Source organism: Myxococcus sp. CA051A (assembly GCF_013336705.1).
In the GTDB taxonomy this organism is placed as follows: domain Bacteria; phylum Myxococcota; class Myxococcia; order Myxococcales; family Myxococcaceae; genus Myxococcus; species Myxococcus llanfairpwllgwyngyllgogerychwyrndrobwllllantysiliogogogochensis.
Window position 1 is genome coordinate 12426 of the sequence record NZ_JABUMS010000028.1, and the last position, 17277, is coordinate 29702.

A 17277-nucleotide genomic window follows, 5' to 3' on the forward strand; every position below is an offset into this window, starting at 1 on the left:
CATGAGCGCGCCGACCAAGGCAACCTTCACTCCCAAGGGGCAATCCCCCATCGAGGTGCACTTCAACCCGGCCTCGCTGCAGCTCACCCTGTCCACCAAGCTCAACGAGAAGAAGAGCAAGAAGCAGGGCGGCCGGCAGGTGGTCAACGAGGGCACGGCCAAGCTCGCCGTGGAGCTCGTCTTCGACACCACGGACACGCTCGACAACGTGTGCGACACGACGGTGAAGGTGGCGCGGCTGCTCGGCGAGAAGGGCAAGCCGCCCCCGTTCGTCGCGTTCGAGTGGGGCGCCTTCAAGTTCGAGGGCATCGTGGACTCCTACAAGGAGACCCTCGACTTCTTCTCCTCGGACGGGGTGCCGCTGCGCTCCAGCGTCTCGCTGGGCATGACGCAGGACGAGGACATCTTCGCGCGCGGCGCGCCGGGACAACAGGCAGCCGGCTGGAGCCCCGCCGAGGCCGGGGCCGACTCCCAGTCCCAGGTGGCTCGACCGCCCGGAGGCGGCTCCACCACGACGACCGCCACCCAGGCGGGCGCGCCCTCCGCGGGGCGGGCCATCGCGGCGATGAATGGCGAGCTGAGCATGCGCTTTCCAAGCGCCCCCGTGCTCACCGTGGACGTGTCCGCCACGCTCTCCCCGCCGGCGGCCTTCGCGAGCGTGGGCATTGGAGGGAGCCCAGGCGGACTCCCCTCGCTGCGGGGTGCCTTCTCCGGCCTGCGGATGCCCTCCGTCAGCGCGTCCACCGTGCGCCTGGATGCGAGCCGACTGGTGCAGCGGGTGGAGACGCACACCCACGCCACGGAGGACGGCGCCACCTTCGAGCTGGGCGGACGGATGTTGAGCCGAGGGTCGCGCCTGGGTGGGAACACGCGAGTCCGCATGCGCTTCGAGGAGGAGTGAGCCATGGGCATCGTTTCGATTGGTGAGGTGGTGGGGAGCGTGAGCGACAGTCCTTCCGCGCAGCAGCCCCCCGAGGCGGGCACGGCGCAGGCCACTCCACCGGGCGGCGCGCCTGGCCCCGAGCACGCCGAGGCGCTGGAGCGTCAGCTCCGGACGAGGGCCTGGCGTCGGACGCGGCTCACTGCGGACTGAGGACCGGACGCCATGGCCGAACAAGCGCTGAGCAGCAGGCCCCTCTATTCCGCGCGCCCCACCGTGCGCATCGACGGGCGTGCGTCCGACAAGGTCACCCAGCAGTTGGGGACCATGAACATCACCGAGTCCGAGGGAGGCATGTCCTCGCTGGAGCTGAGCCTGGACAACACCGCGCGGTTCGACGACGGAAAGATGGACCTAGCGTTCGAGGACGAAGCCCTCGTGCGTCTCGGGACGACCGTCTCCGTGCATGCCGGCGACGAGGACGCCCCTCGGGAGATCTTCCGGGGGCTCGTCACTGGGATGGAGGCGAGCTTCGAGGGCGCCTCCGGGCCGGCGCTGCTCCTGCTGGCCGAGGACGCGCTCCAGCGGGCCCGGCTCGCGCGCCGCACGCAAGTCCACCTGGACACGAGGATTGCCTCGCTGGCCCAGGAGCTCGCCACGCGTATGGGGATGCGCGCGGTCGTCGACGGCTTCGACGCGCCGATGGGCCCCCACGTGCAGCTCAACGAGAGCGACCTCGCCTTCCTGCGGCGCCTCCTGGCCTCGCGCGACGGCGACCTGCAGGTGGTGGGCGAGGAGCTGCACGTGGCCCCGCGCAAGGACGTGCGGCGTGGCACCGTGGAGCTGGCCCTCCACAGCCAGCTGCGCCGCGCGCGGGTGATGGTGGACCTAGCCCACCAGGCCACCGAGGTCTCCGTCTCCGGCTGGAACGCGCTCACCGGAAGCAAGGTCTCCGGCCGCGGCACCGGGACGAACCTCGGCCCCGGCGGTGGCCGCCAGGGCGCGGAGGTGCTCCGCTCCACCCTGGGAGCGCGCGCCGAGCACCTGGGTGACCTCTCCGCGATGACGGATGCGGAGGCACGGGCCCTGGCCGACGCCGCGTTCGACCAGCGCGCCCGCCGCTTCGTCTGCGTGGAGGGCACCGCCGAGGGCAACCCCTCCCTGCGCGTGGGCACGCACCTGTCGCTGCGAGGCCTGGGCCGCCGCTACGACAACACCTACTACGTCGTCCGCGCCCATCACCGCTACGACCTGACGCGCGGCTACGAGACGGACTTCGAGGCCGAGTGCGCCTTCCTGGGAGGTCCGTGATGCAGCCCCTGCCCCAGGCTCCCATGCCGCCACACCTGGGTGCCCTGCATGGCACCTACCTCGGTCGCGTCACCTCGGTGGCGGACCCCGAGCAGCTGTCGCGCGTGCAGGTGCGCCTCGTCAGCACGCCCGACACGATTGGCGACGGGGACGCCACCGTGTGGGCCCGCGTCGCGGTGCCCTTCGCCGGCGGCGGGCGCGGCGCCTTCTTCATCCCCGACGTGGACGACGAGGTGGCCATCGTCTTCGTCAACGGAGACCCGCGCCAACCGCTCGTCGTGGGCGGGCTGTGGAACGGCGCCGCCCGTCCCTCCGAGCAGCTGGGCGGCGCGGGGGACCGCGTGGACCGCTACACCCTCACCGGCCGCAAGGGCAGCCGCATCGCCATCGTCGAGGAGACGGACGGCCAGGCCACCGTCTCCCTCACCACGCCCGGCGGGCAGAGCGTCACGGTGACCCAGCGGGACGGCGGCAAGGTCATCCTGGAGGCCGCGGGCAACACCGTCACCCTGGACACCCAGGGCGTCACCGTCCAGACGCCGCTGACGGTGAAGGTCTCCGCCAGCCGCGTCGAGGTGTCCGCCGCGCAGGTCCAGGTGGACGCCGCCATGTCCACGTTCTCCGGCGTCGTGAAGTGCGACGTCCTCCAGGCCACCACCGTCGTGGCCGCGACCTACACGCCCGGAGCTGGAAACGTATGGTAGCCCACCCCACCCTCTTGAGAGGGCTCACCTTCGACGGTGGCAGCGGCCGGCCGATGCCGTCGACGGAGAACCGCCCGGTGCTCGTGGAGCGCACGGACGACGACTTCATCTCCGCGTTCCTCGCGGAGCTGGGCAGCGACGAGGGCCGCAAGCAGCTCACGGCGACGGTGCGCAACGCGGGCGAGGGCGCGCCATCGCTCAAGCTGTACCAGCCCGTCCACCGCTCGTTCCAGCTGGCCGTGCTCGAGGCCCTCTGCGACATCCCCGGGGAGCCGCGGCTGGACCCCGCGAGCATCGAGAGCGCGGGCCTGGTGGTGCGCCGGCTCAACCCCACCTCCGGCCAACGCGAGGGGTGGATGAAGCTCAACGGCGAGGTGCGCGGCTGGGTGCCGCTCTCGGACGCGCGCGCGCTCGACACGGACCCGGACCCCGTTCGCCGCAAGGCGACGTTCCCCGCGGGCCACCCCACGCTGGACGCGCTGGTCGAGGACGCGCTCGGCGCGCCCGTGCCTTACGAGGAGAGCGTGTCGCGGCTCTTCGTGGCGCCGCCCCACGTCTGCGCCGCCACGCGCCGCACCATCCTCTACGGACTGGTGCCCGTGGCCAGCGCCGAGCAGGTGTCCGGCAAGGCGGCGCCGCCTCCCCGCTACGAAGAGGACGAGCTGCGCGACATGCTCCTGCCGTACTTCTCGGCTTCGGTGGGCGTGAACCTGGAGGGCATCGCCGGCAAGACGTACTCGTACCGCTACTCCGACGAGCTCACCGAGGACGATTCGCTCTCCGGCGCCGCGCGCGAGGTCGCCGGGCAGCGACTGGAGCAGTTCGCCACGTTCATGCGCAAGCTGGTCAGCGTCTTCAACGCCTTCGAGTCCCCGGCGATGAAGACGGCCCTCAACCGGCTGACGCTGCGGTTCGGCGCCACGAGCAAGCCCCTGGGAGACGCGCTGGCGGAGGCCGCGGACGTCTTCGTGCTGGGCCGACCGGAGCGGTTCTTTCGCATGCCGGATGCCTGGCCACGCCCGTCGTCCGGCGACGTGTCCGCGTTGGTGCGGGCCGGCGCTGAGGCTTCGAAGAGCCGGCTCGCGACGCTACTGCCCCGGCGCGGGCGCTTCGACGTGCCGGAGGCCCGCTACGAGGTCCGCGCCTTCCTCCGCGTCCGGAGAGATGACGGCTGTCCGCCCGCCATCCTCTGGGGCCCGCCCAGCCAGCCGTTCCGCATCGCGCACTGGTACGAGAACGGCAGGCTGCCGCCCATCCAGGTCGCCCTGCCCGCCGTCACCCGGGAGAACGCGCGCAACTTCCTGCCCAACGTCGCGTTCCAGGTCCCCGGCAACATCTTCGACCTGCTGTCGCGCAACAAGGCGAAGGACTTCCTGGAGGAGAAGGCGCGCGAGGGGCGCTCGCTCGGGCTCGATTGGATCTGCGGCTTCAACATCCCAATCATCACGCTTTGCGCGTTCATCGTGCTGAGCATCTTCCTGTCGTTGCTCAACATCCTCTTCTGGTGGCTGCCCTTCATCAAAATCTGCATCCCGCTCCCTCGCCGGAGCCGGTGAGGCTGCCTGGAGACCCACGTGATGAACACCCCTGCACGACCGCTGGTGAGCTTCCCGCTGCTGCCCGTGCCCGACGAGCGCGGGGAGCTCCACTTCCCCACGCTCGAGGCGAGCGTGCGCCAGTCCATCGAGGTCATCCTCCGCACGCGGCCGGGCGAGCAGCTGATGCGCCCCGAGTTCGGCGCGGGCCTGGAGGAGTTCGTCGGAGAGGCGAACGTGCTCGCCACGCGACGCCGCATCCGCGACCTGGTCGTGGACTCGCTGGCGCGGTGGGAGCCGCGAATCGACGTGGAGCGCGTCGACGTGCTGGAAGTCGACGGCGCGCCCGCCCACGCCCGCGTGGAGCTCGTCTACCGGCTGCGCCGCACCGGCACGGTGCAGGGGCTCGGGCTGACCCTGGACCTCGGAGCCTAGGATGCCCATCGTCCCTCCCAGACTCGACGACCGGAACTTCGACGACCTCGTCGAGGAGCTGCTCTCCCGCATCCCCGCGCACACCCCCGAGTGGACCCACGCTCGCCAGGGAGACCCGGGCCGCACGCTGCTGGAGCTGTTCGCCTGGCTGGCGGACACCGTGCTGTACCGGGTCAACCTCATCCCGGATCGCCAGCGGCTCGCATTCCTGCGCCTGCTGGGCATCCAGCTGCGCCCCGCCGTCGCCTCCACCAGTGTGGTGGGCGTGCGGTTCGACAGCCAGACGCTGCAGCCCTCTGTCGTGCTGCGTCCGTACTCGGAGGTGCGGGGGCCGGTGCCCTTCGAGACGCGCACGGAGCTGCCCGTCCTGCACCTGACGGCGGAGGCCTACTACAAACGGCCGCTGACCCAGGCCGAGCGCCAGGAGATGAGCCTGCTGCTCACGGGCCTGTCGCGCGTGTACGGACTGTCCTCCGCGCAGGCCGCCTACTACGTCACCACGGCGCTGTTCCCCGGCGGCGTCGCGGAGTCCGCGGGCTTCGACGTGGTGGAGCGGACGGTGGACCACTGTCTGTGGCTGGCGCTGCTGGCGCCCACCGCGGCGGACGTCGCCCCGCTGCGCCAGGAGCTGAACACGGGCTCCGCGGGCGCGCCCCGGGTGCTCAGCGTGGGCATCATGCCGTCCATCGAGGTGCCCGCCCTCCATGAGGAGATTGGCCCCCGCGCCCGCATCCCCCACCAGTGGGAGCTGAGCGGCGTCCCGGACGCGCAGGGCAACCCCACCTACCACCTGCTGTCGGTGGCCTACGACTCCTCGCAGGGGCTCACCCGCCGCGGCGTCATCCACCTGGTCATGCCAGGCCACCCGATTGGCGTGCCGTCCAACGACGTGCGCCAGAGCCTGCACGCGGGCGTTGGCGACCGCCCTCCCCGGCTGGATGACGTCAAGCGCACCGAGCGGCTCGTCGCGTGGCTGCGGCTGCGCCCCACGGTGAGGCTGTCGCACCTGTCGCTCAGCTGGGTGGGCATCAACGCGGTGGAGGTGGAGCAGCGCCGCACGTACACCGCCGTCGTCGTGGGCCAGGGCGACGGCACGCCGGACCAGGAGCTGAAGCTGCCCATGGGCTCGGTGGAGCGCGAGTCGCTCCAGCTCGAGGTGGAGGAGCCCGGCCAGGGCTACCGCCCGTGGACTCTCGTGGACGACCTGACGCTGACCGGGCGCGACTCGGCCGCCTTCCAGCTCGACGCGGAAGCGGGGTTGGTGCGCTTCGGCAACGGCGTGCGCGGCCGCATCCCCGTGGTGGGCATGCGCGTGCGCGTGGCCCGGATGCGCACCGGCGGAGGCGTGGCCGGCAACCTCCCCGCGGGCACGCTCAAGGCCCTCAGCGCGCTCACGCTGGACGGCACCGCGCCCTCCGGCGCGATGAAGGTGGAGCAGGCGATGCCCACGCAGGGAGGCCAGGACGCGGAGACGCTCCCGGACGCGGAGCGGCGCATCCCCTCCACCCTGCGCCATGGCGAGCGCGCGGTGACGGCGGAGGACTTCCGCTGGCTCGCCGCCGGCAGCCCCGGAGCGACGCCCGGCCGCGTGGAGGTGCTCCCCCGCTTCAAGCCCCACCAGCGCCGGGAGAACGTCCCCGGCGTGGTGACAGTCATGGTGCTTCCGCCCTCCAGCACCTTCCGCGCGCCCAACCCGCGCCCGGACCGCCCCTTCCTCGAGGGCGTCCACGCGCACCTGGACGCGCGCCGGCCGCTGGCCACGGAGCTGTACGTCATCGGCTGCGAGTACGTACCGCTGGGCCTGGCCACGGGCATCACCGTGCGAGAGGGCTTCGGCCGCGAGACGGTGGTGAACGCGGTGCGCGAGGCGCTGTTCCGCTGGCTGTGGCCGCTGCCTCCCGCAGGGCCACAGGGCGGAGGCTGGACGCTGGGGCGCGCCGTGAGGGACCGCGAGCTGGAGGTGGCCATCGCCCAGGTGCCCGGGGTGGACTCCATCACCGGCGTGCGCCTGTTCAGCAGCGGCACCGTGGTGGCGCTGCCGCCGACGCCCTCGGGCTCGGACGGGCCCACCTCCGCGCGCTTCGAGGTGCGGCCCGCGGCGTCCGTCACGTCCACGGGCGCCTCCGGCTCCGCGCTGCCCGCGAGCACCAGCCCGTCTCCCTCCGGCTGGCGAGCACTGGCCGGCCCCGTGCCCGGAATGCCAGTGGAGCTGGTGCTGCGCCCCTGGCAGTTGCCGGAGCTGATGGCCGTCGTCGTGGACGCGGACGGAGGCCTGCCGCGTGACCTGAAGGGCGCGCCAGACCCGTTCCAATCCCAGCCCGGGGTCGCCGTCCCCGTCGTCCCAGAGGTCTGCTGACCATGGATGCGAACCGGCTGCGCTTCTGGATGCTGGCAGAGCCACTCGTCCACTGGGAGCCCCTCCCGGAGGGCCCGTCCCTGCCGCACGCCATCCACCGCGACACCCGCCGCCGCAGCGTGCGGCTGGCGAGCTCGCCCGGAACGTTCCCCTGGACCGAGCCCGACGCACCGGCGCGGGCCGAGCAGCTCGTGAACCAGGTGCCCGGCACGCTGGACGCGTTCGGCACCTGGGCCTACCTCGACGCGGCGACGGCCACCGTCATGGCCGCTGGCGCCGGCCCCGAGCCGTACCCGCTGCTGCGCTTCGACGCCACCACGCCCCGCGCGCGGCCCAATGACCTGGTGCTTGGCGAGGATGGCGTCCTCTATGTCGCCACGGGCGGCGGCAAGGTGCTGCTCAAGGACACACGCAACCGCTGGGACCCGGCCACCACGTCGCTGGAGGGCTTCGAGGCCTGGCGGCTCGCGCCCGCGCCCGGAGGCGGTGTGTTCGCGCTGGGCCGGCCCGCCTCGCTCAGCGCTCCCTCAGGCCCCGCCCAGGTCCAGTTGGCCCGGGTGACGGGACGGCCGCTCCACCGGGGCCTGCCCGGCGAGCGCGCGCCCACCGTCTTCAACCCCGAGGACAACCGCGACCCGCCCCGGATGTCGCTCATGCTGGACGGCCCCGGCCTCCCGGGCGAGGTGCTGGTGGGGCTCGCCACCTGTCCGGACGGACGGCTCGCCCTCTTGAGCTGGGTGAATGACGCCGCGAGCGCCACGCCGCCGGGCGACGGCTCCGCGCGCCTGCGCTTCTTCACCGGCACCGGGTTGACGGCGCCCGTGGCGCTGCTGGGCGCTCGCAGGCCCTTCAGCTTCGCGTGGATCTCGGACGAGCGCCTCGTCGTGCTGGTGCGCACGGGGGAGACCACGACGCAGGTCGTGGCCTACGAACTGGAGCCAGGGCAGCAGCTCGCCGCGCCACTGGGCGACTACTACCCACTCACCCACCACGACGGCGGCCCCTTCCTGCATGGCCCCCGCGAGCAGCTTCACTACCCCATCCTGGGCGGCCCGCCCGAGCCGCTGCACCCGGTGTCGCTGCCGTCCTTCGCGCTCCAGGGCTCCCTGCGCAACGCCACGCCTCCCGATGCACCGCTGCTCGACGCGGGAAGCGCCCGCGCCGTCTGGCACCGGCTCTATCTGGAGGCCTGCCTGCCGCCCCGCTGCGGCATCCGCGTCTTCCTCGCGGCGACAGCCACCGCGCAGCGCCCGGCCGAAGACGCAGAGGACACCTGGCACGAGCACCTCTTCGGGGACGCGTCCTCCGTCAGCGGCGCGCTTCAGGTACCGCGGGGCGCGTGGGTGCCCGAGTCCTCGGAATTGCCCTTCCATCCCGGGCTCTTGCCCGGCGAGTCCGCGCCCGGCCGCCGGGGACTCTTCACCGTGCTCATCCAGCGCGCGGGGCTGCGCGTGCGCTCGCTCCAGGGACGCTACCTGTGGGTCCGGGTGCAACTCGTCGGAGATGGCCGCTCCTCGCCGGAGTTGGCCGCGCTGCGCGTCCATGGTCCGCGCTTCTCGTACGCGGAGAACTACCTGCCGGAGCTCTACCGCGAACAGGTCTTCGGCGACGAGGCCAACGCGCCGGCGACGAGCACCCCCTCGGACTTCATGGAGCGCTTCCTCGGGCTGGTGGAGGGCGTCCTCACGCCCATCGAGGACAAGATCGCCGGCGCCTCGCTGCTCACGGACCCGCGCACCGTCCCCGAGGAGTCGCTGGAGTGGCTCGCGGGCTGGATTGGCTTCTCCTTCGACGCCTCCATTCCCCAGGAGCGACGGCGGCGGATGCTGGAGGCCGCCCCACGCATCCGTCCCTGGCGCGGCACGATGCGGGGCCTGCGCCTGGCCTTGGACGCCCTCACCGACGGAGGCATCTCGCGAGGAGGCCTGATCGTCGTGGAGGAATTCCGGCTGCGCCGCACCTTCTCCACGCTGCTCGGCATCAACCTGGGCGACGAGGAGGATGCCTTGCTGCCCGGCCTGCATCGCAGCGGCAACTCGTATGTCGGCGACACGCTGTTCCTGGGCGCCGAGGACAGCCGGGAGTTCCTCGCGCTCTTCGGCCCCGACCTCCCGACGACGGCCGCCGAAGAGGCCTCGGTGGAGCGGTTCCTCGCGGAGCTCGCCCACCGCGTCACGGTGCTCGTGCACCAGGACCTCGACGCACGGGAGCTGGGCCTGGTGCAGCGGGTGGCGGAGCTGGAGGCGCCCGCGCACGTCGCCGTCTCCGTGAAGCGGGCGAGCCATCCGCTCATGGTGGGCGTGGCGTCGCTCGTGGGCATCGACACGTACCTGGGCCCACCGCCCGGCCCCCAGCCCCTTCTCGTGGGCGAGGGCGCGCTCGGCAGCAAGAATCTGCTCGAGCGACCACCCAGCCTGGACCCCCGACTTCTTGCAGGAGGTTAGCCGATGAGCTCCCCCATGGACCCGCTGCTCGAGAACGAGGCGACCGACCGCACGTACTACGCGACGGGCGTCCTCCTGGACACGCCGGACTTCGTCGCGGAACAGACGTACCACCGGGGCCGGCTGGCGCGCTCCCTCGCGGCGCTGCATGGCCCGGGCACGGCCTCCGGCCTGCGCGTCCTCCACGAGCCGTACTCGGACGCGCTCAGCGAGGCGGAGGTCGCCGTCCAGCCAGGGCTCGCGGTGGATCCGCTCGGGAGGACGGTGGAGGTCGCGTCCCGAGCGTGCATCCGCGTCAAGCGCTGGTACGAGGGCCACGACGCGGCCCAATTGCTCAGGCGGGCGCGGGCGGACCTGGGCATGGGCCTGCCTCCGGCGGAGCTGCCCGAGCAGGCCGTGGTGGCCGACCTCTTCGTGCGCTTCCGCGTGTACGAGCGCGGCTGGACGCCAGCGCTGGCCTCGGGGCTCTACGACGCGACGGACGCGGTGTCGCCGGCGCGGCTGCGCGACGGCTTCGAGCTGAAGCTCGTGCCTCGGTTGGAGACGGTGCTCCAACCGCTGCCCGGGGTGCCCGCGGGGCCCTGGCCTCGTCCCGCGGGAGGCACGCCCTTCCCGGGTTCGTCCGGGGACGAGGCCACGCGCAGGAGCGCCTTGAAGAAGGCCATCCTCGACTCATGGCTTCCCAGCCGCCAGTCACTGCTGGACCGGCTGTGGGGCGATGAGTTCCTGCCCCATGCGCTGCGCTTCGACGCGAGCCAGCCCGGGGGCAAGGTGGCCGACCCCGCCTGGGTGTTCCTCGCTCGCGTGGCGGTGGGCGTCACCAACGCGGCGGATGGCGGTGGCAGGCCCGTACGCACGGGCGCGGTGGCCGTGGACAACGAGATGCGCCCGTTCGCCGTCACGGTGGCGGCGCTGGCGCGCTGGCTGGGCATCTAGCCCCTGGACTTCGACAAGACGCGGGGAGAGTGGCTGCGATGATTGATACGACAAAAGGACCGGCGCGCGAGCGGCTCGAACCCAACGCCGCCAAGAGGCTGGAAGTCGCGGGCACACTCGTCCATGACGACCGACGGCTGCGCTCCTTCTTCTTCGATGGCCGCTTCCTGACGGCCAAGGACCTCACGCGCGAACAGGCCTACTTCCTCACCCGGCAGGCGGACCTGGGCCGCGGCGGAGGCGTGGGCGTGGTGACGGGGCTGAGCGTGGAGGAGGGCCCGGACCCGCGCGCGCTGCGCATCACCGCGGGCCACGGCGTCACCCCCTCGGGCGAGGCCGTGGTCATCCCTCGGGAGTTGACCAACGTCCGGCTGGACGACATCCCGGAGGTGCAGCGGCTGGACGCGGCCTTCGGACTGGCGCCCATCCCCCGCGAGACGGCCCGCAACCGCTCCGGGCTCTACATCGTGGCGCTGCGTCCGGTGGAGTACACGGCCAACCTGGTGGCGTCGTACCCCAGCTCCGTGGGTGGCACGCGCACGGCGCAGGACGGCGACATCATCGAGGCCACCGCCATCACCCTCATCCCCTACCCGGACAACCACGCGGGGGCGGGCTTCGAGTCGCGCCGCTCCCGGGTGGCCCATGAAATCTTCGTGCGCAACGGCGGCCTGCGCCCGCCGGTGGACGCACTGCCCATCGGGATGCTCGCCCTGGACCACGGCGTCATCCGGTGGATCGACCGCTTCCTCGTGCGCCGCGAGGTGGGCTCGGAGCAGACGGACTTCCTGGGCTTCGGCCAGGCGCCGCGCGCGCTGCGCGAGGCCCACCTGCTGCAGTACCGGGAGCACCTGGAAGAGGTGCTCGAGTCCCGTCGGCAGGTCAACCAGGGGGAGCGCTTCGCGGCCAGCGAGCACTTCTTCGCCCTGCCCCCCGCGGGCCCACTCCCCGCGGCCGCCGTCGCCGTGAGCGGGCAGGAGTCCACGGAGGTCTTCTTCCCGCCCGAGGTGGACGTGGAGCTGTCGTTCGTCCCCGAGGACGAGATTGGCGCACTGCTGGCGGAGAGCCTGTTCCTGGCCCCCATCGACCTGACGAAGACGGGCGAGGAGCTGACCGCCGTGTCCGTGCTGGTGATGGTGCCCATCCCCCGTGAGGAGATGACCCAGGCCCTGTCCGCGCTCTTCCCCGGCGAACGGACCGGAACGCTGAAACTGCGCGCCACGGCCTCAGGCCTGGTCGCCATGCGGCGGCCGGGTGATGCACTCAAGGCGCTGACGCTGCGCCGCACGCCGACGGCGCTCGCCACGCAGACGACCGAGCCCAGCCTGGCCGACGCCGTGTGGAGCGGCCTGCTCTCCAACGCCACCACGCTCTGGTACGCGCGCCGCAAGAACTTCCCCTACAAGGCCGCCGTGGTGGGCCAGCCCCAGGACGCGGAGCCTCCCGACGACGACTTCACCAGCGCCCTCAAGGAGGCGGGGCTCTACACGGAGTTCCGCACCCTCCCCTCGCGCGCCAGCGCGCTGGGCATCGGCAAGGCCTACGAGCTGTTGAGCAACCTGCTGCGCGACGACGCCGCCGGCGCGCGGCACCTCTTCGCGGGCGCCGCCGGGGAGCTCCTCCGCCAGCAGCGTGTCACCGCCGAGTCGGTGGCCACCGTGGAGAAGCGCTACACCTACGAGGGACGGGGCGGCGGCCTGGCGCTCCTGGCCAAGGCCCCCACCCCTCGGCGCACCACCGGCGCGAAGCCCGGGGCCAGCGTCGCGAGCACGCTTCCCCAGGAGGCCCTCGCGCGCGCCAGCACCATCGCCGAACTGGACCGCTACGCCCTGCAGGCCGGCCGGGAGGGCGCGGAGAAGGTGGAGCACCTGCGGGGCATCGTCACCCGGACGCTTCGGGAGGGGCGCACCCTGGACAGCGCCGTCGCGGAGATCCGCGAAACGCTCGAGACGCCTCCCACCTAGCCACGGACGGAGAAGAGGCAGCCCATGAACACCCGACCGCTGAAGGAGTCGCTCCCCGACGAGCACGTCCTCCAGGTGGAGCCGCGCCCGCGCCCGTCGGTCGATGCCGACTGGCGCAGCCGCCCCCACCTCTACAACGGCCGCGCGCTCTCCGCCGAGGCGCTTGCCTCCGAGCAGAGACAGCGCTCCGGTCGGCTCGCCCTGCGCGGACAGATGCGGGCCCCGGGCGTCATCGCCGGGCTGGAGGTGCGCCTGGAGCAGGAGGAGTCCACCTCCGGTGGCGCACCGACGTTCCTGCTTCAAATCAGTGCCGGCATGGGGCTGATGGCCACGGGCGAGGACGTGGTGATGCCGCGCGCCGCCCGCGTCCGCGTGGACCGGCTGCTGGCCTACTGGCAGCAGCGGCCCGAGGGGCCGGTGGACTTCGACATCAGCATCCTGTCGGACCGGGCGGAGGCGGACATCCCCAGGACACACGCCGATCTGCAGGCGGCCGTGCTCGTCCTGGTCCCCCTGGAGACGCATCGCAAGGCGCCGCCCGCCGCTCTCGTGGACCCGTGCGAGGCCACGTCGGAGGACGAGGCCTTCGAGGATGAGCAGTTCGTGGAGGGCTGCGCGTTGGTGCTCTACGCCTGGCCGCCGCACTGGCCCCTGCCCACGCGGGATGACCAGTGGCGCAACCGACTGGCCTGGGAGCTCTTCGAGCGCGAGCGCCTGCGTCCTCACGGAGAACATGCTCCCTGGGGAGAGGTGGGCGTGCCCCTGGCCCTCATCGGCTTCGACCCGCCGGCGGACGAGGGCCAGCCCGCGACGCCGCTCTTCATCGACCGCGCCGCCGTGGTCCGCGCCGGCGGCGCTCCTCGCGCGCGCACCCCGCTCCTTCCCTCCCAGGGCACGCCCCTGCTCTGGCAGGCCCGCATGCAGCAACTGGCCGAGCACCTGGCCTCGCTCGCGCCAGAGGAGGTCGAGAGCGGCGCCGCGATGCTGGCCCTGGACAGACTGCCCCCCATGGGCATGCTGCCTCGGAACGCGCTGAGCGTGGAGCTGGGCGAAGTGGGCGTCGCGCGCCGCTTCTTTCCCGAGTCCTTCGAGCTGGAGTTCGTGCCCGTCCCGCTCGAGCAGTTGGACGCGGTGGCCCATGCCAGCGCCTCCCTGGCGCCGCTGAGCACCTCTCGGCCCGAGCACGTGCGTGTGCTCGTCCCGGTGCCCGAAGCGCGCTTCCAGCCCCATCTCTTGCGCCGGCAGGAAGTGGCCCCCGAGTTCCAGGAGGCCATCGAGGCCGCGCTCGCCCGGCTGGGTGAATGGCTGCGGCGGCGCGAGGACCTGCGCGGCAAGGCCACGCTGCTGCTCAACGCGCTCGAAGGTCGCAAGACGAAGGCCGAGCGGTTCCCGATGCCGGAACCCGACGAGGTTCCCGGTGAGGAGCCGAGGCCCAGGCCCCCCGACCCGAACCCGTATGGCCCGGAGGAGGCGGACTACGGAATCGTCAGCAACACCGTTCCCGCGCTCGACGAAGTCCTCCCTCCCCTGGGAGAGAGCAGCCGCTGGGGGGACCCCGCCCTGCTCGGCTTCGACGCGGATGAGGTCTCCACCTCCATGTCGACCGCGTCGGGCGCGGACCGGTTCGGCCTCGCCGCGCGGCAAGGCGCGGACACGCTCGCGCTGACGAGCTTCGCGGACACCTGGCAACCCTGGGAGACCCTCCTGGGCACGTTGGAGGGCGCCACGCAGACCCTGCGCGGCTTCAAGGTGGTCTGGAACGACAGAGACCCCGCGGTGGTGGTCCTCGTCAGCGAACCCGGCGCCCCCCCTCCGCCAGGAGGCCCCAACGTCTCACCGGCAACCTGGTTCGTGCGCGTCTACCACCACACGGCCGGTAGGGGCTGGCGCTGGGAGGAGACGCGGCGGGCCCAGGCGACCGCCATCTCCGACTTCACCGCGGTGTCATGGGGCGAGGGCCGCATCGACGTGTTCGCCGCCTCTTCGACGACGGTGGAGGCGGGGACGACACACGAGGTCCTCCACTTCACCTGGGTGGACGAGCTCAAGGACCCACCTCCCGTCGCCTCGCTGACGCAGACGGTGGGCCGGCAGGTGCAAGGCCTGAAGGCCCTCCAACGGGAGGAACAGAACAACACCCGGCGCATCGACCTGCTCTTCCTCGCGAAGCAGGCGGAGGTCGGAGACCAAGAACCGGCCTGGCTTCACCACCTCTCTGGTGTGCACGAGGCCGGCGCCTTCTCGCTGAGCGCCATCACCCTGGTCGAAGTGAACAGCGCCACGGGCGACGCCCTGGCGGCCTGCCTGTCCGGCAAGGACGTCCTGGACGTCCTCGTCATGAGGTCCACCGGCATCTTCCACGGTCGGTTCCAGACGGACTGGAACTTCGACGACGCCCCCCTGAGCGAGACGAATGGCAGCTCCGGCCTCCAGGTCGTGTCGCGGATGGACGGGCAGCTCCATGCCTTCTGGTGGACCCTGCCCGACATGCTCCTCTTCAATGCGTGGTTCGACGGCGACAAGTGGCACCCGGCGCGCACGCTGGCGCAGGTGGATCTGCTCCGCGCGGGCACGGTGTTCGACGCGGCCATCTCCGGCGGCACGCCCGAGGTCTTCCTCGCCACGCAGAACGGCCTCCAGCACCTCAAGATGCTGCCGGACAGTACGCGCGCGCTCGTGGAGCAGCAGGGACTGCGGGGCACCCTTGCCCAGACGCAGGGCCTGCTGAGCCGGGTGGACGACCTCATCCAGGCGGGCTCCTCCCAACTACAGGCGGACACCCAGAACGTGCGGCAGCTGATGCTCGGCGGCAGCACGGAGGCCAGCCGGTTGGTGGTGTCCCCCATCCTCGGCGCGACCATGGTGCAGAGCCCGCTGGCGGCGCGAGCCGACATCGAGCACTACTTCAACCGCTTCCTCAAGCGGCGCTTCGTCCCGGAGGTCGAGGACCCCGTCAGCAAGGAGGACGCCCGCGAGACGCTCGTCCAGGCCACCTTGACGCGCGCCTCGCTGACCGGGCGACTGGTGGAGCTGGTGAGGGAGCTCCAGGTCGACGTGGCGGGCATGAACCTGTCGGGCATCGCCATCCACGACGGCAGCGCCACGAAACCGAAGGTCCGGCTGGTGGTGGGCACCAAGGTCGTCGACCGCGAGAGCATCCCCCTGGACACGCTGGTGAAGAACCGCACCCAGTTGGATGCCGTCGTCCAGCGGCTCACCCTGGAGCCGGAAGGCATCGACGCGGCGCTCCAGGGTCGTGTTCCGCCCGCGTCCTGGGGGCCGAACGACTACTTCAGCACCTCGGTCCATCACCTGGAGGACATGCTCGTGCTGCTCCGGGAGTTGGAGCGCCGGACCCGGCCCTTCGCCAACGCGGTGGCGGGCTACGAGCGCGCCCTCGCCCGCATCGAACAGGACCATGCCGCGCTGGCCAGGCGACTGGCGGTCGTGGACACGGAGGTCGCTGAAGGCCGCCAGGACGTCACCGTCGCGCGCGCCCTGAAGGCGGAGGAGCAGATCCGCGTCCACGACATCAACGAGCGGCGCCAGGAGGTGCTCGACCAGCACGTGCCCTTCTTCGTCTACCAGCGCCCCCGCCAGTGCGACCTGACGAGCGACGCGCCCTCGCACGTGCTGGACCCGGGCTTCGTTCCGGACCTCCTCCCGGAGGTGCTCGCCAGCACCGCCGCCGCGCCACCGGAGCTGCTCGCCTTCATCGAACTCGTCCGGGACTCCCCGCTGAGGTGGTTCACGCTGGCACCCCGGCTCCTGGACGGGCTGGACCGTATCGGGCTCCTCCACCGCACTTTCGAATGGGCCCAGGTGCGCGCCATCCAGCGGACGCCCATCAAGTATCCCGTCGTCACCAGCCGGGCGGCTTCGCCCTACGTGAAGAGCCTGTCCCGCCTGCTGGCCGTGCGCGAGGACCTCATCGCGCATCAGCGCGTCGCCTTCGTCGGCCTCCAGCCCGCCATCCTCCAGGAGCGCACCTGGTTGGAGCTGCGGCAGAACGCGCGCGAGCAGCTGTCGCTGGGGGACCTCATCGACACGGCCCATGGCCGCTCCGACGTGGGCCGCGATGCCTCCACCGAGTTGGAGGACATGGCCAAGGTGGCCACGGGCCTGTACCAGCGCTTCGGCGAGGTGCTGCCGGCGCTGCGCCTGGAGTGGGCCGAACGGATGAGCCAGTACGACACGCCCGTCGACCTGCGTGACCTGTCGCGACTGCCGGGCTGGAGCACGGTGGACGTCGTCGAGCGGCGCGCGTTGCAGCAGCTGACGGACTGGCTGTACCAGCGGGTGGTGGCCACCGAGCCGGAGGCCGTCTCGCTCATCAGCGACCTCGTGCGCGGATGCATGTTGCTGGCGAGCCACGCGCCGGTGAACGAACTGCTGTCCGGACACGTCTCCCGGCCCACCGAGGCCCGCGTGGGAGGCTCCATCGAGCTGGCGGTGGACCCCTCCCGGGTGCGCGTGGGCATGCATGTGACCATCCGCTCCGAGCAGCGGACGGTGCAGGCGGTGGTGGTGGACCTGTCCGCCAGCTCCGTGCGCGCCCGCGTGGTGTTGACGTCCGCGCCCGTGGTGACCCTGCAGGTGAAGACCTCGGCGTATTTCTCCGAACCCGCCCGCGGCACCGGCGCCCTCCTGCCCTATGTGGGCATCTGGCGGTGAGGCCTCGATGAAGCCTGGAACCTCCCGGAAGGAAGTCC

Annotated in this window: 11 protein-coding genes; all 11 read left to right on the forward strand. The window is 72.1% G+C overall.

Annotated features, from left to right (window positions below):
- Nucleotide 1 precedes the first annotated feature (1 nt).
- The 11 genes from HUA74_RS42080 to HUA74_RS42130 are packed head-to-tail and all read left to right on the forward strand — an operon-like array spanning nucleotide 2 to nucleotide 17239.
- On the forward strand, nucleotides 2-901 hold the full coding sequence (locus HUA74_RS42080) for a hypothetical protein (RefSeq protein WP_174459085.1): 900 nt from the start codon (nucleotides 2-4) through the stop codon (nucleotides 899-901).
- Between the two features lie 3 nt (nucleotides 902-904).
- The gene (locus HUA74_RS42085; protein WP_174459086.1) at nucleotides 905-1093 is read left to right on the forward strand and encodes a hypothetical protein; all 189 of its coding nucleotides are present in this window, start codon (nucleotides 905-907) and stop codon (nucleotides 1091-1093) included.
- Nucleotides 1094-1105: 12 nt separating this feature from the next.
- Nucleotides 1106-2191 carry a phage late control D family protein gene (locus HUA74_RS42090; RefSeq protein WP_174459087.1) on the forward strand — a complete coding sequence of 362 codons (1086 nt, stop codon included), beginning with the start codon at nucleotides 1106-1108 and terminating at the stop codon, nucleotides 2189-2191.
- Nucleotides 2191-2895 carry a phage baseplate assembly protein V gene (locus HUA74_RS42095; protein ID WP_174459088.1) on the forward strand — a complete coding sequence of 235 codons (705 nt, stop codon included), beginning with the start codon at nucleotides 2191-2193 and terminating at the stop codon, nucleotides 2893-2895. Before HUA74_RS42090 ends, HUA74_RS42095 begins: the two co-directional genes overlap by 1 nt.
- Nucleotides 2889-4451, forward strand: coding sequence for a hypothetical protein (locus tag HUA74_RS42100; RefSeq protein WP_174459089.1), 1563 nt, complete (start codon nucleotides 2889-2891; stop codon nucleotides 4449-4451). Before HUA74_RS42095 ends, HUA74_RS42100 begins: the two co-directional genes overlap by 7 nt.
- Nucleotides 4452-4472: 21 nt before the next feature.
- Nucleotides 4473-4865: a GPW/gp25 family protein gene (locus tag HUA74_RS42105; protein ID WP_174459090.1), complete on the forward strand. Its 393-nt coding sequence runs from the start codon at nucleotides 4473-4475 to the stop codon at nucleotides 4863-4865.
- Between the two features lies 1 nt (nucleotide 4866).
- A complete protein-coding gene (locus tag HUA74_RS42110) occupies nucleotides 4867-7221 on the forward strand; it encodes a putative baseplate assembly protein (protein ID WP_174459091.1) in 2355 nt (784 codons plus the stop codon).
- A gap of 2 nt (nucleotides 7222-7223) precedes the next feature.
- A complete protein-coding gene (locus tag HUA74_RS42115; protein ID WP_174459092.1) occupies nucleotides 7224-9665 on the forward strand; it encodes a phage tail protein in 2442 nt (813 codons plus the stop codon).
- 3 nt (nucleotides 9666-9668) lie between these two features.
- A complete protein-coding gene (locus HUA74_RS42120) occupies nucleotides 9669-10601 on the forward strand; it encodes a hypothetical protein (RefSeq protein ID WP_174459093.1) in 933 nt (310 codons plus the stop codon).
- A gap of 38 nt (nucleotides 10602-10639) precedes the next feature.
- Nucleotides 10640-12565 (forward strand): hypothetical protein, encoded by a 1926-nt coding sequence (locus HUA74_RS42125; protein ID WP_174459094.1) that lies wholly within the window; start codon nucleotides 10640-10642, stop codon nucleotides 12563-12565.
- Between the two features lie 24 nt (nucleotides 12566-12589).
- On the forward strand, nucleotides 12590-17239 hold the full coding sequence (locus HUA74_RS42130; RefSeq protein ID WP_174459095.1) for a hypothetical protein: 4650 nt from the start codon (nucleotides 12590-12592) through the stop codon (nucleotides 17237-17239).
- Nucleotides 17240-17277 lie beyond the last annotated feature (38 nt).

Bases quoted from the DNA above. Each gene is read 5' to 3' on its own strand.
- HUA74_RS42125 (WP_174459094.1), top strand. From the start codon at position 10,640: ATGATTGATACGACAAAAGGACCGGCGCGCGAGCGGCTCGAACCCAAC.
- HUA74_RS42085 (WP_174459086.1), top strand. From the start codon at position 905: ATGGGCATCGTTTCGATTGGTGAGGTGGTGGGGAGCGTGAGCGACAGT.
- HUA74_RS42110 (WP_174459091.1), top strand. From the start codon at position 4,867: ATGCCCATCGTCCCTCCCAGACTCGACGACCGGAACTTCGACGACCTC.
- HUA74_RS42120 (WP_174459093.1), top strand. From the start codon at position 9,669: ATGAGCTCCCCCATGGACCCGCTGCTCGAGAACGAGGCGACCGACCGC.
- HUA74_RS42080 (WP_174459085.1), top strand. From the start codon at position 2: ATGAGCGCGCCGACCAAGGCAACCTTCACTCCCAAGGGGCAATCCCCC.
- HUA74_RS42090 (WP_174459087.1), top strand. From the start codon at position 1,106: ATGGCCGAACAAGCGCTGAGCAGCAGGCCCCTCTATTCCGCGCGCCCC.
- HUA74_RS42115 (WP_174459092.1), top strand. From the start codon at position 7,224: ATGGATGCGAACCGGCTGCGCTTCTGGATGCTGGCAGAGCCACTCGTC.
- HUA74_RS42095 (WP_174459088.1), top strand. From the start codon at position 2,191: ATGCAGCCCCTGCCCCAGGCTCCCATGCCGCCACACCTGGGTGCCCTG.
- HUA74_RS42130 (WP_174459095.1), top strand. From the start codon at position 12,590: ATGAACACCCGACCGCTGAAGGAGTCGCTCCCCGACGAGCACGTCCTC.
- HUA74_RS42105 (WP_174459090.1), top strand. From the start codon at position 4,473: ATGAACACCCCTGCACGACCGCTGGTGAGCTTCCCGCTGCTGCCCGTG.
- HUA74_RS42100 (WP_174459089.1), top strand. From the start codon at position 2,889: ATGGTAGCCCACCCCACCCTCTTGAGAGGGCTCACCTTCGACGGTGGC.